General features: G+C 62.8%; 21 protein-coding genes. 11 read left to right on the top strand and 10 right to left on the bottom strand.

The window, feature by feature from the left end; translation table 11 throughout:
* Positions 1-29: 29 nt before the first annotated feature.
* The 6 genes from ACZ89F_RS12880 to ACZ89F_RS12905 all read left to right on the top strand — a co-directional run bounded on the left by ACZ89F_RS12880 (position 30) and on the right by ACZ89F_RS12905 (position 6,324).
* On the top strand, positions 30-764 hold the full coding sequence (locus tag ACZ89F_RS12880; RefSeq protein WP_476092243.1) for a FadR/GntR family transcriptional regulator: 735 nt from the start codon (positions 30-32) through the stop codon (positions 762-764).
* A complete protein-coding gene (locus tag ACZ89F_RS12885) occupies positions 761-1,948 on the top strand; it encodes a PLP-dependent transferase (RefSeq protein ID WP_476092244.1) in 1,188 nt (395 codons plus the stop codon). Before ACZ89F_RS12880 ends, ACZ89F_RS12885 begins: the two co-directional genes overlap by 4 nt.
* 29 nt (positions 1,949-1,977) lie before the next feature.
* The gene (locus tag ACZ89F_RS12890; RefSeq protein WP_476092245.1) at positions 1,978-3,255 is read left to right on the top strand and encodes an ABC transporter substrate-binding protein; all 1,278 of its coding nucleotides are present in this window, start codon (positions 1,978-1,980) and stop codon (positions 3,253-3,255) included.
* 228 nt (positions 3,256-3,483) lie between these two features.
* Positions 3,484-4,407, top strand: a complete 924-nt coding sequence (locus ACZ89F_RS12895; protein ID WP_476092246.1) for a carbohydrate ABC transporter permease — start codon at positions 3,484-3,486, stop codon at positions 4,405-4,407.
* The gene (locus ACZ89F_RS12900) at positions 4,407-5,255 is read left to right on the top strand and encodes a carbohydrate ABC transporter permease (protein WP_476092247.1); all 849 of its coding nucleotides are present in this window, start codon (positions 4,407-4,409) and stop codon (positions 5,253-5,255) included. Before ACZ89F_RS12895 ends, ACZ89F_RS12900 begins: the two co-directional genes overlap by 1 nt.
* 4 nt (positions 5,256-5,259) lie before the next feature.
* Positions 5,260-6,324, top strand: a complete 1,065-nt coding sequence (locus ACZ89F_RS12905) for an ABC transporter ATP-binding protein (RefSeq protein ID WP_476092248.1) — start codon at positions 5,260-5,262, stop codon at positions 6,322-6,324.
* 391 nt (positions 6,325-6,715) lie between these two features.
* Here ACZ89F_RS12905 and ACZ89F_RS12910 read toward each other — a convergent pair whose 3' ends face one another.
* The 9 genes from ACZ89F_RS12910 to ACZ89F_RS12950 all read right to left on the bottom strand — a co-directional run bounded on the left by ACZ89F_RS12910 (position 6,716) and on the right by ACZ89F_RS12950 (position 16,253).
* A complete protein-coding gene (locus ACZ89F_RS12910; RefSeq protein ID WP_476092249.1) occupies positions 6,716-6,925 on the bottom strand; it encodes a hypothetical protein in 210 nt (69 codons plus the stop codon).
* Between the two features lie 232 nt (positions 6,926-7,157).
* A complete protein-coding gene (gene rpmG, locus ACZ89F_RS12915; protein ID WP_006201775.1) occupies positions 7,158-7,325 on the bottom strand; it encodes a 50S ribosomal protein L33 in 168 nt (55 codons plus the stop codon).
* A gap of 153 nt (positions 7,326-7,478) precedes the next feature.
* Positions 7,479-7,937 carry a YqfO family protein gene (locus ACZ89F_RS12920; protein ID WP_476092250.1) on the bottom strand — a complete coding sequence of 153 codons (459 nt, stop codon included), beginning with the start codon at positions 7,935-7,937 and terminating at the stop codon, positions 7,479-7,481.
* A gap of 110 nt (positions 7,938-8,047) precedes the next feature.
* Positions 8,048-9,226, bottom strand: a complete 1,179-nt coding sequence (locus tag ACZ89F_RS12925) for an MFS transporter (protein WP_476092251.1) — start codon at positions 9,224-9,226, stop codon at positions 8,048-8,050.
* A 78-nt stretch (positions 9,227-9,304) separates the two neighbouring features.
* On the bottom strand, positions 9,305-10,045 hold the full coding sequence (locus ACZ89F_RS12930; RefSeq protein WP_476092252.1) for an NUDIX hydrolase: 741 nt from the start codon (positions 10,043-10,045) through the stop codon (positions 9,305-9,307).
* An 86-nt stretch (positions 10,046-10,131) separates the two neighbouring features.
* Positions 10,132-10,578: a DUF983 domain-containing protein gene (locus ACZ89F_RS12935; RefSeq protein ID WP_476092253.1), complete on the bottom strand. Its 447-nt coding sequence runs from the start codon at positions 10,576-10,578 to the stop codon at positions 10,132-10,134.
* Positions 10,578-12,884, bottom strand: a complete 2,307-nt coding sequence (gene rnr / locus ACZ89F_RS12940) for a ribonuclease R (RefSeq protein WP_476092254.1) — start codon at positions 12,882-12,884, stop codon at positions 10,578-10,580. Before rnr ends, ACZ89F_RS12935 begins: the two co-directional genes overlap by 1 nt.
* Positions 12,885-12,890: 6 nt before the next feature.
* Positions 12,891-15,512 carry a type I DNA topoisomerase gene (gene topA / locus ACZ89F_RS12945; protein ID WP_476092255.1) on the bottom strand — a complete coding sequence of 874 codons (2,622 nt, stop codon included), beginning with the start codon at positions 15,510-15,512 and terminating at the stop codon, positions 12,891-12,893.
* Between the two features lie 363 nt (positions 15,513-15,875).
* The gene (locus ACZ89F_RS12950) at positions 15,876-16,253 is read right to left on the bottom strand and encodes a COG4315 family predicted lipoprotein (protein WP_476092256.1); all 378 of its coding nucleotides are present in this window, start codon (positions 16,251-16,253) and stop codon (positions 15,876-15,878) included.
* Between the two features lie 197 nt (positions 16,254-16,450).
* Here ACZ89F_RS12950 and ACZ89F_RS12955 point away from each other — a divergent pair, with 197 nt between their 5' ends.
* The 5 genes from ACZ89F_RS12955 to ACZ89F_RS12975 all read left to right on the top strand — a co-directional run bounded on the left by ACZ89F_RS12955 (position 16,451) and on the right by ACZ89F_RS12975 (position 21,888).
* A complete protein-coding gene (locus ACZ89F_RS12955; RefSeq protein ID WP_015317638.1) occupies positions 16,451-17,197 on the top strand; it encodes a cytochrome c biogenesis CcdA family protein in 747 nt (248 codons plus the stop codon).
* Between the two features lie 160 nt (positions 17,198-17,357).
* Positions 17,358-18,716, top strand: a complete 1,359-nt coding sequence (gene glmU, locus ACZ89F_RS12960) for a bifunctional UDP-N-acetylglucosamine diphosphorylase/glucosamine-1-phosphate N-acetyltransferase GlmU (RefSeq protein WP_476092257.1) — start codon at positions 17,358-17,360, stop codon at positions 18,714-18,716.
* A gap of 177 nt (positions 18,717-18,893) precedes the next feature.
* Positions 18,894-20,717: a glutamine--fructose-6-phosphate transaminase (isomerizing) gene (gene glmS, locus ACZ89F_RS12965; RefSeq protein ID WP_476092258.1), complete on the top strand. Its 1,824-nt coding sequence runs from the start codon at positions 18,894-18,896 to the stop codon at positions 20,715-20,717.
* Positions 20,718-20,750: 33 nt separating this feature from the next.
* Complete coding sequence (locus ACZ89F_RS12970; RefSeq protein ID WP_476092259.1) at positions 20,751-21,053, top strand: HigA family addiction module antitoxin; 303 nt, start codon at positions 20,751-20,753, stop codon at positions 21,051-21,053.
* Between the two features lie 79 nt (positions 21,054-21,132).
* Entirely contained in the window at positions 21,133-21,888 is a 756-nt protein-coding gene (locus ACZ89F_RS12975; protein WP_126068965.1) for a DUF502 domain-containing protein, read from the top strand.
* Here the strand turns inward: ACZ89F_RS12975 and recG are convergent.
* On the bottom strand, positions 21,840-23,948 hold the full coding sequence (gene recG, locus ACZ89F_RS12980) for an ATP-dependent DNA helicase RecG (protein WP_476092260.1): 2,109 nt from the start codon (positions 23,946-23,948) through the stop codon (positions 21,840-21,842). The two genes, ACZ89F_RS12975 and recG, sit on opposite strands and share 49 nt — an antisense overlap.
* Positions 23,949-23,960 lie beyond the last annotated feature (12 nt).

Consider the following 23,960-nt stretch of genomic DNA (forward strand, 5'->3'; position numbering starts at 1 on the left):
GTTGGACCATTGGACCACTTGGAGCAGATGTGGATCAGAACAGCTTGCCACCCATTCAGACGACGGCGCGCGATGACGCCGTGCTGAAGGCGTTGGTAGGCTTTGTTCGCGCCGAGGCCTTGCAGCCGGGCGAGCGGCTTCCAACCGAGCGTATTCTGGCCGAGCGGCTGAAGGTCAGTCGCAACACGGTGCGCGAGGCGCTGACACGCTGGGAAGGGCTCGGGCTCGTCGAGCGCCGGCAAGGCAGCGGCACCTATCTCAAGGCGGCCGTCTCACACGATATGTTGCACATGCCGTTGACGTTGGCGGGTGGCAATGATTTCACCAGCCTGATGCAGACGCTGGAGATCCGCCGCGCGCTGGAAGCGGAGGCCGCAGCACTTTGCGCCGAACGCGCCAGCCAGGCCGACATCGCCGAGATCGCGCGCAAGCTCGACGTCATGGAGCAGGTGTTCCGCACGCGCGACGGCATGTCGGCGGAAGAGGACTGGGAGTTCCACCAGGCGATCTACCGCGTCTCCGGCAATCCGCTGTTCGAGCAGATCATCGCCGCCATGCACGAATTGTTCCATCGCTTCTGGGAGCATCCGCTCGGCGTGCGTGACTTCGGCCACGCCAGTTTTCCCTACCATCGCACCATTTACGAGTGCATCGCCGCGCGCGATCCGCAGGGCGCCCGGGCCGAGGCGCTCAAGCTGATCGCCACCGTCGAGGACGATCTCAAGCGCGGTGCCGCCAAACTCAAACTTTCGAGCCAGACATGAACGAGCATCCATCCGGTTTCGATCACGACTATCTTGCCGAGGCGGCGACCCTCTTGGCGCATGACGAACCGTTTCCCGGCGGTGCGGTGGTGCCGCCGATCTACCAGACCTCGCTGTTCACATTCGCCAACTATGCCGAGATGGCCGACACCTTTGCCGGCAAACGAAAGCAGCCGATCTACTCGCGTGGTGACAATCCAACGGTGATGGAGTTCGAGGCGCGCGTGGCAGCGCTTGAGGGCGCAGAAGCGGCGCGAGGCTTTTCCAGCGGCATGGCGGCGATCAGCGCCACGGTTCTTGCCTTTGTCGGTGCGGGCGAGCGCATCGTCGCCGTGCGCAATTGCTATGGCGACGCCTACCGGCTGTTCGAGCGGCTGTTACCGCGACTCAACATCAAGGTCGACTACGTCGACGGTTCCGACCCGGACGCGGTGGCGGCGGCACTTCCCGGCGCCAAGCTGCTTTACCTGGAAAGCCCGACCTCGATGATGTTCGAGTTGCAGGACATCGCGCATCTGACGCGGTTGGCCAAGGAGCAAGGTATCGTCACCACCATCGACAATTCCTGGGCGACGCCGGTGTTCCAGAAGCCGATCACGCATGGCGTCGACCTGGTGCTGCATTCGGCCTCGAAATACCTTGGTGGCCACAGCGACACCGTCGCCGGCGTCGTGGCGGGTTCGGTCGCCCACATCAAGCACATCAACGAGCAGACCTATTCGTATCTCGGCGGCAAGCTGTCGCCGTTCGAGGCCTGGCTTTTGCTGCGCGGCCTGCGCACGCTGCCACTGCGCCTGCCGCACCACATGAAGAGCGGCTTGACCATCGCCGAACGGCTGAAGGCGCATGCCAATGTCGAGCGGGTCAACCATCCCGTCTATTCGAACCATCCGGGCAAGGCGACGCTGGCCGGCTATGCCGGTCTGTTCTCCTTCGAGGTGACGGACGATATCGACATCCCCGTCTTCGTCGATGCGCTGAAATATTTCCGCATCGGCGTCAGCTGGGGCGGGCATGAAAGCCTGGTCGTGCCGGCCAAGGCGTCGCTGGAGCAGACGCCGGGCCTGAATTCGATGGCGCGCTTCGGCGTCAGCCCCCGAACCATCCGCTTCAATGTCGGATTGGAGAGTGTCGAAGACCTGTGGACGGATGTCGCCCAAGCCTTCGAAAAAGCCAGAAAATAACAAGCGGGTTCAAAATGGGAGTCTTGAACATGAAAAAACTGACCGTCATGCTTGCCACCGTTGCGGGGCTGGCGATTTCCGCCGGAAGCGCTATGGCCGATTCGACCCTGAAAATGGTCGAAGTCATCACCAGCCCGCCACGCACCGAATTCCTGAAGAAGCAGATTGCCGAGTTCGAAACGGCCAATCCGGGCGTCAAGGTCGAGCTGATCTCGCTGCCCTGGGGCCAGGCCTTCGAGAAATTCCTCACCATGGTGCAGGCCGGCGATACGCCCGACATCGTCGAGATGCCGGAACGCTGGATGGGCCTCTATGCCAACAATGCCCAGCTCGAGGATCTCGGCCCCTACATGGCCAAATGGGACGACGCCAAGACGCTTGGCGACCGCGCCAAGCAGTTCGGCTCGACCGTCAACAACACCCAGTTCATGATCCCTTACGGCTACTATGTGAACGCGCTGTTCTGGAACAAGAAACTGTTCAAGGAGGCCGGCCTCGATGGCCCGCCGGCGACGCTGGAAGATTTCATCGCCGATTCCAAGAAGATCTCCGCGCTCCCGGGGAAGTACGGCTACTGCCTGCGCGGCGGGCCGGGCGCCTTCAACGGCATGCACATGTTCATGAACATCGCCGCCGGCAAGGGCGGCTACTTCAACGAGGACGGCACCTCGACCATCAACGACGAAGGCTCGGTCAAGGGCCTGCAGATGCTGGCCGACATGTACAAGGAAGGCTTGGCGCCGAAGGATGCGGTGAGCTGGGGCTTTAACGAAACGGTCACCGGCTTCTATTCCGGCACCTGCGCCATGCTCAACCAGGATCCCGACGCGCTGCTTGGCATTGCCGACAAGATGAGCGCCGAGGACTTCGCCGTGGCGCCATTGCCGGTCGGGCCAAGCGGCAAGTCCTATCCGACACTCGGTTACGCTGGCTGGGCGATGTTTGCCAACTCGCAGCACAAGGACGACGCGTGGAAGCTGATGGCGACGCTTTTGTCGCCGAAGGACAATCTGGAATGGGCCAAGGAAGTCGGCGTCGTCCCGATCCACAACGGCGCCGACCAGGATCCCCATTTCAAGACCGAGCAGTTCAAGGGCTGGTTCACGGAGCTGAGCGACAGCTCCAAATATGAGATGGTGACGCCGCCGACGCATCTGGAGAACCTCGGCAACTTCGTCGACCAGGTGGCGATCAAGAATTTTCAGGAAGTCCTGCTTGGCCAGAAGACGGCCAAGGAAGCGGCCGATGCATGGGCCACGTTCCTGACCAAGGAACAGCAGGACTGGCTGGCCAAGAACAAGAAGTAAGCGCCTCTTCTTCCTTCTCCCCGTTCACGGGGAGAAGGCGGCCCGAATGCATGTCGCCCAAAAGTGCGTAGCGGTTTTGGGATAACGACTTGCACAAGCAAGGCCGGATGAGGGGCGGCGCTATGCCTCGATAGGTTCGCGTTGCCCCTCATCTGCCTGCCCGGCATCTTCTCCCGTAAACGGGGAGAAGGACGCTATCCCCGACGCCATGGAGCCGATCCACAGCCAATGACCTATGCCGTGTCCGAAATACGATCCGCAGGCCAGCCGCGAAAGAAGCGGCTTAGCTACGCAAATTTCGAGCCATGGCTCTATCTCAGTCCGGCGATCATCCTGCTGGTCGTGGTGCTCTTGGTGCCGCTGGTCATCGGCATCAGCTACTCCTTCCGCAAATTCTCCGCGTTCAAGTCCGAATATGTCGGGCTCGGGCAGTATCAGGCGATGCTGTCGGATCAGGTGCTGGGGCAGGCGCTGGTCAACACGCTGTGGTGGACGGTCGCCAGCCTGTTTTTCCAGTTCTTCCTCGGGCTTGGCCTCGCGCTGCTGCTCGACAAGCCGTTTCGCGGCCGCAAGGCTGTACAAGCCCTGGTGTTCCTGCCTTGGGCGGTGCCGTCCTTCCTGTCGGGCTTGACCTGGGCCTGGCTGTTCAATCCGATCATCGGCCCGTTGCCGCACTGGCTGTTTGCATTGGGGCTGAAGGCCGAGCCGACCAATGTGCTGTCCGATCCCGCCACCGCCATGTGGGGGCCGATCGTCGCCAATATCTGGTTCGGCATTCCATTTTTCGCCATCACGCTTTTGGCGGCGCTGAAGTCCATTCCATCGGAACTGCATGAGGCAGCGGCCATCGACGGAGCCTCGCCCTGGCAACGCTTCACCAAGGTGACGCTGCCGTTCCTGGCGCCGACCATCGCCATCACCGTCATGTTGCGCACCATCTGGATCGCCACCTTCGCCGACCTGATCTTCGTCATGACCGAGGGCGGACCGGCCGGTTCGACCAACACGGTGCCTGTCTACATCTATGTCAGCGCCTTCAAGTCGCTGGACAAGGGCTATGCCTCGGCTGTGGCGGTGCTGCTGCTCGTCCTGCTCATTGCCTATGCGATCGCGCTGATCGGTATCCGCCGCACGCTGGTGAGGCACGTCTGATGATCGCAGGACGTTCAATCTCGCAGCGCTTCTTCGGCGGCATCGGCCTCTACGCGGCAATAGCGGCTTACGTGCTCTTTGCCCTGTTTCCGATCTACTGGACGCTGAAGATCTCGGTCACGCCGGAGCGGCTTCTCTATTCCGAAGGCATCACCTTCTGGCCGTCGCACATGACGCTGCAGAATTTCATCACCGTGCTCGAGGCCACCGATTTCCCGCGTTATTTCCTCAACAGCGTCATCGTCTCGGTATCGACGGCGGCACTGGTGACAATCATCGCCACGCTTGCCGGTTATGCCATGTCGCGCTTCACCTTTCGCGGCAAGGCGGCACTGGCGCTGATGCTGCTTTTGACCCAGACCTTTCCGCTGGTGATGGTCATTCCGCCGATCTACCGCGTGATGGGTCAGATCGGCCTGATCAACAGCCTGACCGGCCTGATCATCATCTACACCGCCTTCAACACGGCCTTTGCCACCTTCCTGATGCAGTCGTTCTTCGACGGCATTCCGAAGGATCTGGAAGAGGCGGCGATGATCGATGGCTGCACCCGCGCGCAGGCAATGCGCAAGGTGATCGTGCCGCTGACGCTGCCGGGCATGGGCGCAACGCTGGGCTTTGTCTTCACCGCCGCCTGGAGCGAGCTTCTGTTCGCGCTGATGCTGATCTCCAGTGACGACCAGAAGACCTTCGCGGTCGGCCTGCTCACCTTCATCGGCAAGTTCGCCGTCGATTGGGGGCAGATGATGGCGGCATCCATCCTGGCGCTTATCCCTGTCTGCATCTTCTTCGCCTTCCTGCAACGCTATCTCGTCACCGGCCTGACTGCCGGCGCCGTCAAAGGATAGATCGATGGCCTCTGTTACGCTCGAAAAAGTCCGCAAGGATTATGGCGCCGTCCGCGTCCTGCACGCTGTCGACCTTGAAATCGCCGATGGCGAGTTCGTCGTCCTGGTTGGGCCGTCAGGCTGCGGCAAGTCCACGCTCTTGCGCATGATCGCCGGGCTGGAGGAGGCTTCCGGCGGCGAGATCCGCATCGGCGAGCGGCTGGTCAATGACGTAGCGCCCAAGGACCGCGACATCGCCATGGTGTTCCAGTCCTACGCGCTCTATCCGCATATGGACGTGTCGAAGAACATGGGTTTCAGCCTGCTCTTGAAGAAGGCGCAGCAGTCGACGATCGAGGCGAGGGTGGACGGCGCCGCCAAGCGGCTCGGGCTCGACACCTTCCTGCAGCGCCTGCCGCGGCAATTGTCCGGCGGCCAACGCCAGCGGGTCGCCATGGGCCGCGCCATCGTGCGCGACCCCAAGGTGTTCCTGTTCGACGAGCCGCTGTCGAACCTCGACGCCAAGCTGCGCGTCCATATGCGCGCCGAGATCAAGGCGCTGCACCAGCAGCTGAAGACGACATCGGTTTATGTCACGCACGACCAGATCGAGGCGATGACCATGGCCGACCGGATCGTCGTCATGCATGACGGGCTGATCCAGCAGGTCGGCGCGCCGCTCGATCTCTATGACCGGCCCGCCAATATGTTCGTCGCCGGTTTCATCGGTTCACCTGGCATGAATTTTCTGCCGGCGACGGTTCGTCAGCGTGGTACGGAGGCCGTACTGGCCGATGGTCAGGCACTGCGCCTGCCGGAAGGCCTGCCGCTGAAGGACGGTGACGCCATCACAATCGGTTTGCGGCCCGAGCATATCCGGCTGGCGGATGACGGCATGTTGAAGGGCGAGGTGGGGGTGGTGGAACCGCTCGGGCTTTCGACGCAGTTCTACGTCAAACTGGCCGGCCAGCAGCTTTGCGTCTTTGCCATGGGCCGTGCCGGCGTGAAGCCCGGCGACATGGTGCGATTGTCGGCCGATCCGGAGTCGCTGCATTTGTTCGATCCGAAAAACGGCGATCGCATCGGCTGAGGGATCCCAGCCCGGGCTGGGGCATTCGGGACGCGATTGACCCGTTTCACATCTACACGGAGCGCTGAACCTGCAGAACGGCAGACCTGCGGATTACGAATGGTCGCATCAGGCGCGGATGTCGGCTGGGAAAATAGAAGGGAAGATCATATCTCGATTGACTAAAATAACGGAACGTCCAACAGACATTTCCGGAACCTAACAGGACCCCTCGGACCTTTGCGTGTAGCGCACTAGACCTTAGTCCCGCCGCCTTCTGAAAAGAACGGAAGCCATTTCATCACGAAGTAGGGCCGCCGTGCCAGAGGTCAATACCGGCGGCTGCATCTGCAAATAAGGGCGAATCGGCGGTGTGCAGGTATGGTGCGATCGCGGAAGGCGGCTGTGGCGTCTAACCGCGAAGGTTTCTTTTAGGCAGCGGCGAGCTGTCCATTGGGTTCTCGGCCGACTTGGCTGATCGCCGCTCCTTTAACCACAGGGACTTCTTTCTTCTTGCCAGGATCTCGTCTCGAACGCTGTCTTCGGCGGTCACTTCGCCATGCGTCGCGGCAATCGCGTAGTCGGCTCTGTTGGTTCGATAATCACCTTTTTGAATGGACATCGTTTTCTCCCAGGTCGAGGCATTCCCCCTTAGCCTGACGCTGGAACTAACTGCCTATCCATCGTGCGAGTCCACCAATTGGCGATTGTATTAAAACGATACACTCCGCAGGTGTGGTGATGGCGCGAGGTGAGTGGCGTGCGGCGCAGGTTCGGTAGAAGGTGAAGAGGGATTACAAACGAAAACGCCGCCCAGTGGGCGGCGCTTCGGCATTGCAGAGGGAAAACCCAGATTACTTGATCTTGGTTTCCTTGAATTCGACGTGCTTCTTGGCAACCGGGTCGTACTTGCGGAACGACAGCTTGTCCGTCTTGGTGCGGCTGTTCTTGCTGGTCACGTAGAAGAAACCGGTGTCGGCGGTCGACAGAAGCTTGATCTTGATGTTTGCGGCTTTGGCCATGATATCAGTCCGTTTGTTCGTGGGGTTTTGGCCGCTGGAGCACGGGGAAACACCCGGACGCGGGAAACTTGGCGCGACACATAAAGAACGCGCCCGGAAAGTCAAGCCCGGTAGGCCTTGTGCGACCTGCTTGAGCCGGCTGGTGAGCGGAAATCATGCGGTTTCCGTCACTGACACCGCAACCTTCTTCCAGTCTCCGGTCGTGTTCCACCAGCGATTCGGATTGGCGCGGTCGTCCAGCCCCTTGGAACGGCTGGCAAGGATCGGTTGAATGCGGATCACCGGTTCCTGGTAGGAATGGGCCTGGAAAATAGCCTCGACGACGCGGGCGGCCAGCGTCTGGTCGTCCGGCAGTTCGAAGGAAACCTCGACCGTGCCGGGGCGCCGCCGCAGCTCCGTTTCGGCGCCGGCGGCCGCACCATCAAGCGGCCTGTAGCGTTCGATGCCATGCGCCGACTGATAGGCATTGCGGTCATATTTGCCCATGGCCAGCGGTGCGATCGCGACCACCGCGTCCATGATGCGGTCGACGTCGGCGGCCGGGGCCTGGAAGGTCACGAGCAGAAGCAGTGTCATTCGTAGCGATGTGGTTTCAAAGCCGCTGTCGATCATGGAAGTGTCCTCAAGTGTTTTGGGACACCCTTCTAGCCCTGTGCTGCTGACACGGTTCTGTCAGCAGCGTGTCGTCGGCCAATGTGAATGCAGGGCTGGCAGCAGTCGCGCTACAGGAGGATCTTGCGGACCAGCCTGACGGCGACCAAAGCAATGTAGGCGGCGAAGAATAGGCCGAGCGACCAGCCGAAGCCGGACGGACCGAACGCATCCATGCCGATGCCGATCGCTTGCGGGCCGAGCACCATGCCGACGCCGTAGCACAGCACGAAGGCGGCGTTGGCCGACGCCAGTTCGTGGCCCGAAAGCTGCGAGCCGAGATGGGCAAGGCCGATCGTGTACATGGCAGCGACGACGCCACCCCAGACAAACAGAAGTGCGGCCATCAAATGCCAGTTCTGGGCGAAGAAGGGCATGAAGACGGTGCCGACAAGACCGACCGTGGCGCAGGCAATCAGCAGATAGCGGCGGTCGCTGACGCGGTCGCTGATCATGCCGATCGGGATCTGCAACAGCACGTTGCCAAGACCGATCATGGTCAGGAGAAGGGCTGCATCGGCTTCGGAATAGCCGATGCGGCTGCCATAGATCGGAAACAGCGCAAAGCCACCGGTTTCCACCGCGCCGAACACCAGCACGGCAGCGGTCGCCGACGGCACCAGCCAGATATAGCGCAGGAAATTGCTGGTCTCGCCGTCGGAGGCGATCGTCGGGCTCTCGTTGCGCGCCGCCAGCACGGGTATGGCTGCCAGCGTCACCAGGCCGATGATGACGCCGAACGGCCTGAAGCCGGAACTGCCGAGATGAGCGAACAGCCACGGACCCGCGGCAAAGCCGAGCGACAGAACCGTTGCGTAAATGCCGAGGACAAGGCCGCGCCGGTGTGGCGGCGCCGAGGTGCTGATCCAGAATTCAGACAGGATGAACAGCACCGTCAGCGCGATGTGCAGCACGATGCGCAGCGGAAACCACATCCAGAAATCGGGTGCGAAATGGAAGCCGACAAAGGCCAGCGCGCCGGCGGCGATCATGGCGATCATGGTCCAGGCGACGCCGAAGCGCATGGCGAGCGGTGTCGCCAGCGGCGCACCGGCGATCGAGGCGAGGCCGGCGACGGCCGTGTTGAGGCCGATCATCGAGGCCGAATGGCCGCGTGTTTCGAGGATGACGCTGAGCAATGGCATGCCAAGGCCGATGGCGATGCCGACGACGCTGATCGACGAGATCGCCGCCACCATAGGCAGCCAGTGTACGCGTTCGTCGCCCTGTGGTTGGGTATCGACCGTCATGGGATGCTGAATACTCTGTCTTTTTGATCTTACGCAATTCCGGACGGAAAACCGCGTCACACTTTTCCTGGAATTGCTCTAGAGAAGTTCGCGGGTGAAGCGGTTGCGGACAAGCCGGTAGAAGGGCACGGGACCGCCCGGACGCAACAGCGGGTCATGGGCGAGGCGCTTTTGCAGCTCGTCCAGGATCATTCGGGTGATGTCGGGTATGTCGGCTTCCCTAGCCTTGGCAAGCGGCAGCCAGACCAGCTCTTCAAGCTCGTTGGTCGGGCCGCCACCGGGCAGTTCGACCGCGACGTCGTCGCGCCAGGCGCTGAAGAAGCGCGTGTCGAAGCGACGCACCCGGTTGGGCGGCGTGATGGCGCGCGCGACGAAGCGCAGCATGTCGAGAGAGGGCTGCACGCCGTGTTCGGCAAAGCCTTGCCAATCCGCCCTGACGGTGGCGAAAGCGCCTTTGCGGCCGATCAGCAATCCGGCTTCCTCATAGGTCTCGCGGATGGCCGACAAGGCGATGGCGCGGGCCCGTGCGGCGCTTGTGCGGCCCGGTCCGGCGATCAGCCTGGCTTCCTGCTCCGGGTGCAATGCGGCGGCGACGGGGATGCGGCTGTCGGCCGGATCGGTGCGGCCGCCGGGAAAGACGAACTTGCCCGGCATGAAGGCGTGGCCGGCATGACGGCGGCCCATCAGAACCAGCACGTCATCGCCCTTGCGGTCGAGCAGGATCAGGGTTGCCGCATCGCGCGGGCGAATTGGCCGGTCGCTGTGAGCGATCATGCTCCGCCCGATCTTGTCGACTTCCGCCTTGGTCATACCGTCCATGCGCAGGACCTAGCGGAAACTTCTGGCAAGCGAAAGTGGCCTTTCACGGTCGGTATGTTGCGCCAGGCCACATTCTTGGCTGCAGCTCAGGCTCCTGGATGCGGCTCGATCACGTCGTGTTCGCCGCCGAAGCCGTGCATATAGAAGGCCCATTGCAGTCCGATGACGGCGCCCTTGACCGGCTGCAGCAGCGCGACCGAGAGAGCGATGGTCAGCGGCACCCAGATGGCGATGTGCTGCCATGTGGACAGGGTGGAGGTTGCCTCGACGCCCATGAAAGCGCCGAGCACGATGTGGCCGACGATGACGATGACGAGATAGGCGGGCAGGTCGTCGGCACGGTGGTGATGCAGTTCCTCGCCGCAGACACTGCATGTGTCGACGGTCTTGGTGAAGGCGCGAAACAGCTTGCCTTCGCCGCAATTCGGGCAGCGGCCGAGCAGGCCGCGCTTCATCGCCGTCCACAGCGGGCGGGTAGCCCGGCCCGAGTGATGTTCTCCGCCGAAAACCTGTTCTTCCGTGGCTGTTGTCATCATCGTCTCCTGCCGCGCGAACCCGGTCGCGTTTGCGACGCGCGGGCGCGGCCTTTGGCCTTGTGAAACGACCGCTTGGAGCCCGGCAAAGGCTTCGGGTCGGTCAACATCTCGAAGCGCATCGCTCCTGCCATCGGCGCCACCTCGACAAGTCGGACCTCGACGCGGTCCGCGAGCTGGTAGCCTTTGCCCGAGCGTTCTCCGAACAGGGAGCGGGCCGCTTCGTCGTATATATAGTAATCGCCGTTCAATGTTGACACCGGGATGAAACCATCCGCGCCGTACTGCGGCAATTGGACAAATAGTCCTGATTTGGTGACGCCGGAGATGCGGGCATCGAAACGGTCGTCGATACGCTCGGCGAGATAAGCGGCGACCAGACGGTCGACCGTGTCCCGCTCGGCCGCCATTGCGCGGCGTTCCGTGCCTGAAATCAGCACTGCGACATCTTCGAGCCGTGCCGCTTCGTCCTGCGTCAGCCCGCCCGGACCAAGGCCAAGTGCGGCAATAAGTCCGCGATGCACGATCAAATCGGCATAGCGGCGGATCGGCGAGGTGAAATGAGCGTAGCGCCTGAGGTTGAGACCGAAATGGCCGATGTTCTTGGGCGAGTATTCGGCCTGGCTCTGCGAGCGCAGCACCACTTCGTTGACCAGGCCTTCATTGTCGGCGCCGCGCACGCGCTCCAGGATGCCGTTGAACTGGCTCGGCTGCATCTGCGCGCCGCGGGCGAGCGACAGGCCAAGCGTCTGTAGAAACTCGCGCAGCGATTCCTGCTTGGCCAGCGAAGGCGCGTCATGGACGCGGTAGACCAGTGCCTCTTTCTTCGCTTCGAGCGTCTCGGCCGCGGCGACATTGGCCTGGATCATGAATTCTTCGATCAGCTTGTGGGCATCGAGCCGTTCCGGCACGATGACGCGATCGACGGTGCCGTCCGGCTTGAGCAGGATCTTGCGCTCCGGCAGATCGAGCTCGAGCGGCTGGCGGCCATCGCGGCCACGCTTCAGGATCGCATAGGCGTCCCACAGCGGCTTCAGCACCGTATCGAGGATCGGACCGGTCTTCTCGTCCGGCACGCCGTCGATCGCGGCCTGTGTCTGGGTGTAGGCAAGCTTTGCCGCCGACTTCATCATGACGCGATGGAAGGAGTGCCTGAGCTTGCGGCCCTCGGCCGAAAAAACCATGCGCACGGCGAGCGCCGGCCGATCCTGGCCCTCACGCAGCGAGCAGAGATCGTTGGAGATGCGCTCGGGCAGCATCGGTACGACGCGATCGGGGAAATAGACCGAATTGCCGCGCTTCAGCGCTTCCCGATCGAGCGCCGTGCCATAGCGCACATAGGCGGCGACGTCGGCGATCGCCACAGTGGCGACCACGCCGCCGGGGTTCTTCTCGTCGAGATCCGGCGTGGCGAAGACGGCATCGTCATGGTCCTTGGCGTCGGCCGGATCGATGGTGACGAGCGGCAGGTCGCGCCAGTCCTCGCGGTGATCAAGCGTCGCCGGCTTGACGGCTTCGGATTCTGCGATGACGTCGGCCGGGAAGATATGCGGAATGTCATGCGCGTGGATGGCGATCATCGAGACCGCCTTTTCGCTGGTCAGCGAACCCAGCACGTTGAGCACCTTGGCTCTCGGCAGCCCATAGCGGGAGGCGCGCGCCGGCTCGACCTCGACGAGATCGCCATTCTTGGCGCCGTTCTGGAATTCCTTGTCGACGATCAGCTCGGGCTGGCGCCGTTCCACCGGTTCGATGCGGAAGGTGCCGTCCTGCAGGATGCGAAAGATACCGAGCACGGCATCGGTGCGCTTCTCGAAAATCTTCATCACCCGCCCGGTGTAGGCGGGGCCGGTCGCTTCGTTGGTCGGAAAGGTTTTGGCCAGCACGCGGTCGCCGATGCCGGGCGCCGGGCCGTTGCCGCCACGCGACACGCGGATCGAGACGACGGGCGGTTCGCCCGTTCCCACCGCCTCGGCCGGGTGCGCCAGCAGAATGCCGTCACCGTCACGGCCGAAGATGTCGAGCACGGCGACATGGGGCAGGGCGCCGACGCGGGCCAGTTGCTTGCGCTCCTTGGTCAGGACGCCTTCGTCCTGCAGGTCGCGCAAAATGTCCTTCAGCCAGATGCGGTCGTCGCCACGCAGGGCGAACGCCTTGGCGATGTCGCGTTTTCCCGCGCGATCGGGATTTTCGGCGATGTAGCGCAGGATTTCGTCGCGCGATGGCCGGTAGTCGTCCTTGACCTTGGCTCTCGTGTCGGCGGTGCGCGGATCGCCGTGGCTCCTACCGGTGATCCTGCGCGCCACGCTGTCCTACCCTTTTTTCTTCGCGGCCGGCTTCTTGGCCGCCGCTTTCTTGGCTGCGGGCGCCTTGGCCGCAGTTGCCTTGCGGAACGGCTTCTTGCCGCCACCGCCCTTGGCTTCCTTCTCGGCAATCAGCGCCAGCGCATCCTCGATCGTCACCGACTGCGGATCCCTGCCCTTGGGCAGGGTGGCGTTGACCTTGCCGAAATTCACGTAGGGCCCGTATTTGCCATCGCGCACGACGATCTTGCCGCCGCCGTCGGGATGGTCGCCAAGCTCCTTCAGCGCAGCGGCAGTGCCGCCATTGCGGCCGCCTTTGCCCTTCAATTGCTTCTCGGCGATCACCGACACGGCGCGGTTGAGGCCGATCGAGAACACGTCCTCGATGCTGTCGAGATTGGCGTAGGTGCCGTCATGCAACACGAACGGGCCGTAGCGGCCGAGCCCCGCGGAGATCATCTTGGCCGTTTCCGGATGCTGGCCGACGTCGCGCGGTAGCGACAACAGGGCGAGCGCCTTCTCGTGGTCGATCGATTCTGCCGTCCAGCCCTTGGGCAGGCTGGAACGCTTGGCTTCCTTGCCGTCGCCGCGCTGCAGATAGGGGCCAAAGCGGCCGCTGCGCAGCGTGATTTCCTCTGACGTGTAGGGATCCTTGCCGATCACCTTGGTGCCGTCCTCGCCGCCGCCATTCTCGCCATTCGGGTTGGCGGCGTCGCCGAGCTGGCGGGTGAAGGAGCATTCGGGATAGTTGGAGCAGCCGACAAAGGCGCCGAACTTGCCGAGCTTCAGCGACAGATTGCCGGAGCCGCATTTCGGGCAGATGCGCGGGTTCGAACCATCTTCGCGCGCGGGAAACACCAGCGGCGCCAGTTCTTCATTGAGCGCGTCGAGCACGTCCGTGACGCGCAGTTCCTTGATGTCGGCGACGGCGCCGGAAAAATCCTTCCAGAAATCGCGCAGCACGTCCTTCCAGGCGAGCTTGCCGTCGGAAATCTCGTCGAGCTTTTCCTCGAGGGACGCGGTGAAGTCGTACTCTACGTAGCGCTTGAAGAAGCTTTCGAGGAAGGCTGACAACAGCCGGCCCTTGGCCTGCGGCACCAGCCGGCGCTTGTCGATGGTGACGTAGTCGCGATCTTCGAGCGTCTTCAGGATCGCCGTATAGGTAGAAGGCCGGCCGATGCCGAGTTCTTCCAATTTCTTGATCAGCGAGGCTTCGGAATAGCGCGGCGGCGGCTCGGTGGTGTGCTGGGTCGCATTGATCGCCTGGCGGGCAAGCTGTTCGCCAGCGCGGATTTCGGGCAGGCGACGATTTTCCTCGTCTTCCGCATCGTCGTCTTTCTGGTCGGTGTAGGCGGCAATGAAGCCGTCGAAGCGAACGACCGAACCGATGGCGCGAAGCTCAGCGGTGCGCGATCCGTTGACCGCCTCGATCTCTGCGGTGGTGCGCTCGATCTCGGCGGACTGCATCTGGCTGGCGATGGCGCGCTTCCAGATCAGCTCATAGAGCCGCATCTGGTCGGAATCGAGATATTGCCTGACCGATGCCGGGGTGCGCATGAAATCGGTCGGGCGGATGGCTTCGTGTGCTTCCTGGGCGTTCTTGGCCTTGGCGGTATATTGGCGCGGCTTTTCCGGCAGGTATTTTGCGCCGAATTCCTTGGCGATGGCGTCGCGGGCGGCCGAGATCGCCTCGGGCGCCATCTGCACGCCGTCGGTTCGCATATAGGTGATGAGACCGGTGGTCTCGCCGCCGATCTCCATGCCTTCATAGAGCCGCTGCGCCACCTGCATGGTGCGGCTGGCCGAGAAGCCGAGGCCCGATGAGGCAGCCTGCTGCAGCGTCGAGGTGGTGAAGGGCGGGCCGGGATTGCGCTTGGTCGGCTTGGCTTCCACCGACACCGCCTTGAAGGTCGCGCCTTCGAGCATCGACTTGATGTCGTCGGCCTGCGCCTTGTTGGAAATGTCGAGCTTTTGCAGCTTCTTGCGATCGAAGGCGGTCAGCCGAGCTTCGAAATTCTCGTTGCGCGGCGTGCCCAAGAGAGCAGCGATCTGCCAGTATTCTTCGCGGATAAAGCGCTCGATTTCGGATTCGCGGTCGCAGACCAGGCGTAGCGCAACCGACTGGACGCGGCCGGCCGAGCGGGCGCCCGGCAGCTTGCGCCACAGCACCGGCGACAGCGTGAAGCCGACGAGATAATCCAGCGCCCGGCGGGCGAGATAGGCATCGACCAGCGGCGCATCGATCTGGCGCGGATTGGCCATTGCCTCCAGCACCGACGATTTGGTGATGGCGTTGAAGACGACGCGGCTGACCGGCTTGTCCTTCAGCGCGCGCTTCTGCTTCAACACTTCCAGCACGTGCCACGAAATGGCTTCACCCTCGCGATCCGGATCGGTGGCGAGGATCAGGCCGTCGGCATCCTTGACCGCCTTGGCGATGTCGGCAAGGCGCTTGCCAGAGGCGGTGTCGACGGCCCAGGACATGGCGAAATCCTCGTCCGGACGCACCGAGCCATCCTTGGCCGGCAAATCGCGGACATGGCCGAACGAGGCCAGAACCTTGTAGTTCTTGCCGAGGTATTTGTTGATTGTCTTCGCCTTGGCCGGCGATTCGACGACGACGACGTCCATGAGGTCTCATATCAGCTGTGGTGCGGCAGAAGAATTCCGCTGCGCGCGACGAAATCTCGTTCTATTTGTCGCTCACATGGCCGCGCTTTTGCATCCGGTCAAGGGGAAGCGCCCAAATTGCGGGGCTCTCCGCAGCAATACACTCTTAGAGTGTATGGAGAAAATCACAGAATTTCGGGAAAGGGAGATGGTGGTCCCGAGTCATCGAAAACGACCCGATTCACTTTTTTCCACCGAGTCGAGGAAAAGTTCCTGGTTACCGCTGGGTCGACGTCGTGACAGTCTGGTTGACGCCGGTCGCCGGCTGCATGGAGATGCCCGGCGACCAGCCCTTGTCCCGCCAGCAGGCGGGAATGGCGTACCTTAGTCGGCCTTGACGATGTGCCAGACCTCGCCGACGCCGTCGCCGTTCACGTCGCCGGCCTTTTTATCCTTGATGAAGGTGTAGACCGGCTTGCCGTCATAGGCCCACATCTTGGTGCCGTCGGTGCGGTCGACAACGCTCCATTCGTCATCCGCCTTGGCGCCGGCTTCGGCTTTCAGCGGCGGCCAGTTGGTGGCGCATTTGTCGTAGCAATTGGTCTTGCCCTTCTCGTCCTTGTCATAGGTATAAAGCGTCATGCCGTTGGCATCGGTGTAGATCTTGGTGCCATTGACCTCGGCTTCCTTCCACGCGTCGGCGGCGAAGGACGCGGCGGTGCTGAGCAAAAGCGCTGCGAGCCCTACGGTTATGGTTTTCATGGAAATCTCCCTGACTGATATCTGGAGACGCGCGGGAAATCGCGGTCTCGCTGTATCAACGCTTGCGGGCCGCCGTTTCTTCCCCGGCATGTGCGTCGGCCAGGGATGATCAAGGGATGATCTTGCCAACACAATGGTGATTGGTGGACAAGGCTGCGCGTCGCTATATCGGCGTGACGGTATCGGAGTTTTTGGAAATGGCATTGGACATCGGCTATGTCAGCGCGGTTGGGGCGGGAGCGATCTCGTTCCTGTCGCCTTGCGTGCTGCCGCTGGTGCCGCCCTATCTCTGTTATATGGCCGGCGTGTCGGTCGACGATTTTCGCGGCAATGCGGGTGCGACGGCGCGCGAAGGCGCGCGTGGCGCGCTGCTCTATTCCTCGATCGCCTTCGTGCTCGGTTTCTCGACCGTCTTCGTGGCGCTCGGCGCCGGCGCCTCGACCATCGGCCGGCTGCTGCGTGTCTGGCAGGAGCCGCTGGCGATGGGCGCCGGTGTGCTGATCATCCTGATGGGTCTGAACTTCCTCGGCATCCTGCGCATTCCGCTGTTGTCGCGCGAGGCGCGCTTCCAGTCGCAGGGCAAACCAGCCAGTGCTGTCGCCGCCTATGTCATGGGGCTGGCGTTCGCCTTCGGCTGGACACCGTGCATCGGCCCGGTGCTGGGGCCGATCCTGACGCTGGCCGGCGGCCGCGAGACGGTGGGCGAGGGCGCATTGCTGCTTGCCGCCTATTCGCTCGGTCTCGGCATCCCGTTCCTGATCGCCGCCCTGTTTTCCGGCGCCTTCATGCGCTTCCTCGGCAAATTCCGCGTCCATCTCGGCCGCGTCGAAAAGGCGATTGGCGCGCTGCTGGTCGTTGCCGGGGTGTTTTTCCTCACCGGTGGCGTGCAGACCGTATCCTACTGGCTGCTGGAGAATTTCCCGGTGCTGGGGCGGTTGGGGTAGCTTTGACTGCGGCGGGAGACGCGCAGGATTGAACTGCGGACCCGCTGATTAAGAGATAGCTGCTCCACCATCTCACCGGAATTTAACCGCATTGGTGCAGCATGGCGCCAGATGCTACCTATCTGCGATTCCTGATCCCTTTTCATATGGTTGTCCTTCCATGAGCCAGAGATCCTGCCTGTCCGTCATCCTCGCCGCCGGCGAAGGCACGCGCATGAAGAGTGTGCTGCCGAAGGTGCTGCACCAGATCGCCGGGCTGCCGATGGTGGCCCATGTGGTGAAGGCGGCGGAAGCCGCGGGCGCCGGCGACCAGGCGCTGGTGATCGGCCATGGGGCGGAGGAAATGCGCAAGGCCGCGGTAAAGTTCGCGCCGAGGGCCGAGACCTTCGTGCAGGAAAAGCGCCTCGGCACCGCGCATGCCGTGCTCGCCGCTCGCGAAGCGATATCAAAGGGTTACGACGATGTGCTGGTGATGTTTGGCGACACGCCGCTGATCGATCCGGGCGCGCTCACCGTGGCGCGGTTGAAATTGGCGGAAGGTGCTGCCGTCGCTGTCATCGGCTTCCGCACCCCCAATCCAACCGGCTACGGCCGGCTGATCGAAAAGGGCGGTAAGCTGGTCGCCATCCGCGAGGAGAAGGATTGCAGCGAGGAAGAGCGGAAGATCACCTTCTGCAATGGTGGGCTGATGGCAGTGGCCGGCGCCCAGGCGCTGAAGCTGCTTGACGCGGTCGGCAACAAGAATGCCAAGGGCGAATACTACCTCACCGACATTGTCGAGATCGCCAGCGGGCATGGCCTTGATGTGGTTGCAACCGAAGCCAGCTTTGAAAATGCACTCGGCATCAACAACCGCGCCGAGCTGGCGCAAGCCGAGGGCATCTGGCAGGCGCGTCGCCGCCACGAGGCAATGCTGTCGGGCGTGACGCTGATCGCGCCGGAGACCGTGTATTTCTCGCACGACACCGAGATTGGCGCCGACACCATCGTCGAACCCAATGTCTGGTTCGGTCCGGGCGTGAAGATAGCCACGGGCGCCAAGATCCATGCCTTCAGCCATATCGAGGGCGCCACCATTGCGTCCAATTGCGATGTCGGGCCGTTCGCGCGGCTGCGGCCAGGTGCTGATCTCAAGCAAAAGGCCAAGGTCGGCAATTTCTGCGAGGTCAAGCAGGCTGTTATCGAGGAGGGCGCCAAGGTCAACCATTTGACCTATATCGGCGACGCCCGCGTCGGCGCGGGCGCCAATATCGGCGCCGGCACCATCACCTGCAATTATGACGGCTATTCGAAGTTCTTCACCGATATCGGCGAGGGCGCTTTTGTCGGCTCGAATTCCTCGCTGGTGGCGCCAGTCACCATCGGCAAGGGCGGCTACATCGCCTCGGGCAGCGTGATCACCGAAAGCGTGCCCGACGATGCGTTGGCGTTTGGTCGTGCTCGCCAGAAGACCATCCCTGGCAAAGGCAAGGAATTGCGCGAGCGCTTTGCTTCGGCCGCGGCGGCGAAGAAAAAGTAAGCCGTCCCGCAAAAAACCGAACGATTGCAGTAACCGGATTGCAAGAGCGGTCTGTCATGGTGCATCGACCAGGAATGAGCGTTCCGTTATACGGAACGAAATGCAATGTGACTTTCGCGGCAGGCCGGCCATCCCTAAATAGCGCTGGTTTTCCACGGGGAATCGGGGGCTGTCTGCATGTGCGGTATCGTTGGAATCGTCGGCCACTCGCAGGTTGCGCCGCTCATCGTCGATGCGCTGAAGCGGCTTGAATATCGTGGCTATGACTCGGCCGGCGTTGCCACCATCGAGCATGGTGAGCTTGGCCGCCGCCGCGCCGAAGGCAAGCTGATCAACCTCGAGCGCCGGCTCAAGGACGAGCCGCTCGCCGGCACGATCGGCATCGGTCACACACGCTGGGCGACGCATGGCGTGCCCAACGAGACCAATGCGCATCCGCATTTTTCCGACGGCGTGGCCATCGTCCACAACGGCATCATCGAGAATTTCGCCGAACTGCGCGACGAGCTGATCCGCGACGGCTATTCTTTCTCGTCGCAGACCGACACAGAAGTTGTCGCGCATCTGGTGGCGCGCGAGCTGGCCAAGGGGCTGAAGCCCGTCGAGGCCGCGCACCAGGCGCTGAAGCGGCTGGAAGGCGCCTTCGCGCTGGCCATCATGTTCAAGGGTGACGAGGATCTGATCGTCGGCGCGCGCAACGGCCCGCCGCTGGCCGTCGGCCATGGCGATGGCGAGATGTTCCTGGGTTCCGATGCCATCGCGCTCGCTCCGTTCACCAACTCGATCACCTATCTCGAAGATGGCGACTGGGCGGTGGTGCGCCGCAACGGTGTTGAGATCTTCGATATCGACGGCAAAAAGGTCGACCGCAAGCGCCAGCAGTCGCTGTCGACCAGCTTCATGGTCGACAAGGGCAACCGGCGCCATTTCATGGAGAAGGAAATCCATGAACAGCCCGAGGTGATCTCGCACACGCTGGCGAATTATCTGGATTTTGTCGGCGGCGTCTCCAAGCCACTCGACCTGCCGTTCGATTTCGCCAAAATCGACCGGCTGGCGATTTCGGCCTGCGGTACGGCGTATCTTGCCGGCCTGATCGGCAAATACTGGTTCGAGCGCTATGCGCGGCTACCGGTCGACATCGATGTCGCCTCCGAATTCCGCTACCGCGAAATGCCGCTGTCGAAGAATGATGCCGCCTTCTTCATCTCGCAATCGGGCGAGACCGCCGACACGCTGGCCTCGCTGCGCTACTGCCGCAAGGCGGGGATGAAGATCGGCGCCATCGTCAACGTGCGCGAATCGACCATGGCGCGCGAATCCGACGTGGTGCTGCCGACGCTGGCCGGACCGGAGATCGGCGTTGCCTCCACCAAGGCGTTCACCTGTCAGCTTTCGGTGCTGGCGTCGCTTGCCGTGCGTGCCGGCGTGGCGCGCGGCACGATTTCGAAAGAGCAGGAAAAGACCTTTGTGCGCGAACTGTCGGAGGCGCCGCGCTTTGCCAACCAGGTGCTGAAGCTCGACCATCAGATCGAAAAGATCGCGCGCGACCTCGCGCACTACAAGAACGTGCTCTATCTCGGCCGCGACACCAATTTCCCGCTGGCCATGGAAGGCGCGCTAAAACTCAAGGAAATCTCCTACATCCACGCCGAAGGCTACGCCGCGGGCGAACTGAAGCATGGGCCGATCGCGCTGATCGACGAGAACATGCCGGTCATCGTCATCGCGCCGCACGACCGCATTTTCGAAAAGACCGTTTCGAACATGCAGGAAGTGGCGGCGCGTGGCGGCAAGATCATCCTGATCACCGACAGCAAGGGTGCGGCATTGACGAGCGTCAAGACGATGGAGACGATCGTTCTGCCCGACGTGCCGGAAATCATCTCGCCGATCATCTACGCGCTGCCGATCCAGATGCTGGCCTACTTCACCGCCGTGTTCATGGGCACCGACGTCGATCAACCGCGCAATCTGGCGAAATCGGTGACGGTGGAGTAGGTTTTTGCCTCCCAAACCGGGAGGTTGATCCGAATGGCATCGAAGTTTGCACGTCCAGTTCATCCTGGAGAAGTCCTGCCTGAAGAGTATCTCATCCCGCTCGGCATGAGTGCAGGCGCACTGGCGAAAAAGCTCAATCTTCCGCGCACCCGTATCGAGCGCATTGCCAAGGAGGAGATCGGCTTGACCCCAGATACGGCCCTGCGCCTTGCCCGGTATTTCAACACCACGCCTGAATTCTGGATGAATTTTCAGCAGGCCTATGAGCTTGAAACCGAAGCCAGGAAGCTGGCGCCGGAACTCGAGAAGATTGAGCCGTTGGAAGCGGCGGCATAATCGACCTTTAAAAACTTCGCAGTTCCAATGCGCTCTCTGGTTCATTATGTTGCGCTGCAACCCGCGCGCCCGGTGAACCATGTCCGATGCTCCCAAGACCTCCGGCATGACCCGGCTGAGGAACTATTTCCTCACAGGTTTCGTCGTCTGCGCGCCGCTGGCGATCACCGCCTACATCGCCTGGTCGTTCATCGGTTGGGTCGATTCCTGGGTGAAACCCTATATTCCGGCCCGTTACAGCCCGGACTCCTATCTGCCGTTTCCGGTGCCGGGTTTCGGACTGATCGTTGCTCTGATCCTGATCACGCTGATCGGTTTCCTGACGGCCAACATCGTCGGCCGTGCCATCGTCAATTTCGGCGAGCGCCTGCTTGGCCGCATGCCGCTGGTGCGCGGCATCTATGGCTCGCTGAAGCAGATTTTCGAGACCGTGCTGTCGAACAAGGGCGACATGTTCCGCCAGGTCGGGCTGGTCGAATATCCGCGCAAGGGCGTGTGGTCGCTGGTGTTCGTCGCCAGCGAGAAGGAAACCGAGATCAACCAGAAGCTCGATCAGGAAGGCGATCCGCTGATTGCCGTGTTCATGCCCTGCACGCCGAACCCGACCACCGGCTTTCTGATGTATGTGCCGAAGTCCGACATCGTGCTGCTCGACATGACGATCGAGGACGGCGCTAAGCTGATCGTCTCGGCCGGATTGGTGGCGCCCGAGGTCAAGCAAATGGTTGTCGTGAACGGCGAACCGATCGAGGGAACGCTTGCCAACCCTTCGGTTGCCGCCTTGGCTCAGCCGGCGCGCAAGAGCCGCACGGCTTCGTCGCGCCCGAACAAGTAAAGCAGCAGGCGCAGCGCCTCGCCACGCTCGGATTGCAGCTCCGGATCGCGCGACAGGACCAATCTGGCATCGTCGCGGGCGGCCTCCAGAAGGTCGGCATGCGCCTCGATGCGCGCCACCTGGAAACCTGGCGTGCCGGACTGGCGGGTGCCCAGGAGTTCGCCTTCGCCGCGCAGCTTCAGATCCTCCTCGGCGATCAGGAAGCCGTCCTCGGTCTCGCGCATGACCGACAGCCGGCGTTTCGCGGTCTCGCCAAGCGGGTCCTTGTAGAGCAGCACGCAGGAGGAGGGCTTGTCACCACGCCCGACCCGGCCGCGCAACTGGTGCAACTGGGCGAGGCCGAAGCGCTCGGCGTGCTCGATGACCATGACGGTCGCGTCCGGCACGTCGACGCCGACCTCGATGACCGTGGTGGCGATCAGGATGCGGGTCTCGCCCTGCTTGAAGGCGCGCATCGCCTCGTCCTTCTCGGCGCCCTTCATGCGGCCGTGGACGAGGCCGATGCGGTCGCCGAACAGTGGTTTCAGCGAGGCGAAACGGTCCTCGGCCGACATCAGCTTGATCTCTTCGGATTCCTCGACCAGCGGACAGATCCAGTAGATCTTCTGGCCGCCGGCGACGGCGTCGACCATACGGCCGACCAGTTCGTCCAGCCGTTCGAGCGGCAGCGTGACGGTGCGGATCGGCTGTCGGCCGGCCGGTTTTTCCGTCAGCTTCGACACGTCCATGTCGCCGAAGGCGGTCAGCACCAGCGTGCGCGGGATGGGGGTGGCCGTCATCACCAGCATGTCGGGCGCGTCGCCCTTGGCGGTGATGGCAAGCCGCTGGTGGACGCCGAAGCGGTGCTGCTCGTCGATGACGGCGAAGACCAGGTTGTGGAAGGTGACCGTGTCCTGGAACAGCGCGTGGGTGCCGACGACGATGTCGACGTCGCCGCTCGCCAGGCCGGCCAGCGTGTCCGTGCGCTCGCGGCCCTTTTCGCGGCCTGTGAGGATGGCGATGCGCATTCCGACCTTGGCCGCAAGCGGCGCGATGGTCGCCAGATGCTGGCGGGCCAGGATCTCGGTCGGTGCCATCAAGGCTGCCTGGCCGCCGGCCTCGACGGCGCGCGCCATCGCCAGCAGCGCAACGACCGTCTTGCCGGAACCGACATCGCCTTGCAGAAGCCGCAGCATGCGTTCGGGATCGGCGAGGTCGGCATTGATTTCGGCGAGCGCAAACTCCTGGCTTGATGTCAGCGAATAGGGCAGTGCGGCGCGCAATTTTTCAACGATGCTGCCGTCGCCGACCAGGGGGCGCCCGGACAGGCGGCGGACTTTTGCCCGCACCAGCGCCAGCGAGACCTGGCCCGCCAGCAACTCGTCATAGGCGAGGCGCCGCCACGCGGCGCCATCGATGGAGACGTCGATCGGGTCGGCCGGATTGTGGATGCGGGCGAGCGCATCGCCAAAGGCCGCAAAGGTGTGCCGGCGCATGAAGGCGCCGTCCTGCCATTCGGGAAATTCAGGCACGCGCGCAAGCGCCTGGCCGATCGCCCGGCGCAGCACCTTGCCCGAGAGGCCTGCGGTGAGTGGGTAGACCGGTTCGACCAGCGGCAGGTTTTCCGCCTCGCTGGCGAGCGCAATATGGTCGGGGTGGACCATGGTCGGGCGGCCGTTGAACCATTCCATGCGGCCGGAGACCACGACATGCTCGCCCTCGGGCATCGCCTTTTCGAGATAGGAAGCGTGAGCATGGAAGAAGGTCAGCGCGATCTCGCCGGTGTCGTCATGGGCGTAGACGCGGTAGGGCACCGATTTGTTGCCGCGCGGCGGCGGCTGGTGGCGGTCGATGCGCACCTCGAGCGTGACGATCTGGCCTTCCGCGGACCCTGCGATACCCGGCCGGCTGCGGCGGTCGATGACGGTGTGCGGCAGGACGAACAGAAGGTCGCCCGCGCGCGCCGCGCGATCACCCAGATCGGCGGCGACAACCTTTTCGATCAGGGCACCGACCTTCGGTCCGACGCCGGCAAGCGAGGTGATCGGAACAAACAGCGGATCGAGGATGGAAGGACGCATGATGTCAGCTTA

The organism is Mesorhizobium sp. USDA 3734, from assembly GCF_056279665.1.

Coding starts and splice junctions, on each gene's coding strand:
- ACZ89F_RS12885 (WP_476092244.1), top strand. CDS start 761: ATGAACGAGCATCCATCCGGTTTCGATCACGACTATCTTGCCGAGGCG.
- ACZ89F_RS12890 (WP_476092245.1), top strand. CDS start 1,978: ATGAAAAAACTGACCGTCATGCTTGCCACCGTTGCGGGGCTGGCGATT.
- ACZ89F_RS12895 (WP_476092246.1), top strand. CDS start 3,484: ATGACCTATGCCGTGTCCGAAATACGATCCGCAGGCCAGCCGCGAAAG.
- ACZ89F_RS12900 (WP_476092247.1), top strand. CDS start 4,407: ATGATCGCAGGACGTTCAATCTCGCAGCGCTTCTTCGGCGGCATCGGC.
- ACZ89F_RS12905 (WP_476092248.1), top strand. CDS start 5,260: ATGGCCTCTGTTACGCTCGAAAAAGTCCGCAAGGATTATGGCGCCGTC.
- ACZ89F_RS12910 (WP_476092249.1), bottom strand. CDS start 6,925: ATGTCCATTCAAAAAGGTGATTATCGAACCAACAGAGCCGACTACGCG.
- rpmG (WP_006201775.1), bottom strand. CDS start 7,325: ATGGCCAAAGCCGCAAACATCAAGATCAAGCTTCTGTCGACCGCCGAC.
- ACZ89F_RS12920 (WP_476092250.1), bottom strand. CDS start 7,937: ATGATCGACAGCGGCTTTGAAACCACATCGCTACGAATGACACTGCTT.
- ACZ89F_RS12925 (WP_476092251.1), bottom strand. CDS start 9,226: ATGACGGTCGATACCCAACCACAGGGCGACGAACGCGTACACTGGCTG.
- ACZ89F_RS12930 (WP_476092252.1), bottom strand. CDS start 10,045: ATGGACGGTATGACCAAGGCGGAAGTCGACAAGATCGGGCGGAGCATG.
- ACZ89F_RS12935 (WP_476092253.1), bottom strand. CDS start 10,578: ATGACAACAGCCACGGAAGAACAGGTTTTCGGCGGAGAACATCACTCG.
- topA (WP_476092255.1), bottom strand. CDS start 15,512: ATGGACGTCGTCGTCGTCGAATCGCCGGCCAAGGCGAAGACAATCAAC.
- ACZ89F_RS12950 (WP_476092256.1), bottom strand. CDS start 16,253: ATGAAAACCATAACCGTAGGGCTCGCAGCGCTTTTGCTCAGCACCGCC.
- ACZ89F_RS12955 (WP_015317638.1), top strand. CDS start 16,451: ATGGCATTGGACATCGGCTATGTCAGCGCGGTTGGGGCGGGAGCGATC.
- glmU (WP_476092257.1), top strand. CDS start 17,358: ATGAGCCAGAGATCCTGCCTGTCCGTCATCCTCGCCGCCGGCGAAGGC.
- glmS (WP_476092258.1), top strand. CDS start 18,894: ATGTGCGGTATCGTTGGAATCGTCGGCCACTCGCAGGTTGCGCCGCTC.
- ACZ89F_RS12970 (WP_476092259.1), top strand. CDS start 20,751: ATGGCATCGAAGTTTGCACGTCCAGTTCATCCTGGAGAAGTCCTGCCT.
- ACZ89F_RS12975 (WP_126068965.1), top strand. CDS start 21,133: ATGTCCGATGCTCCCAAGACCTCCGGCATGACCCGGCTGAGGAACTAT.
- recG (WP_476092260.1), bottom strand. CDS start 23,948: ATGCGTCCTTCCATCCTCGATCCGCTGTTTGTTCCGATCACCTCGCTT.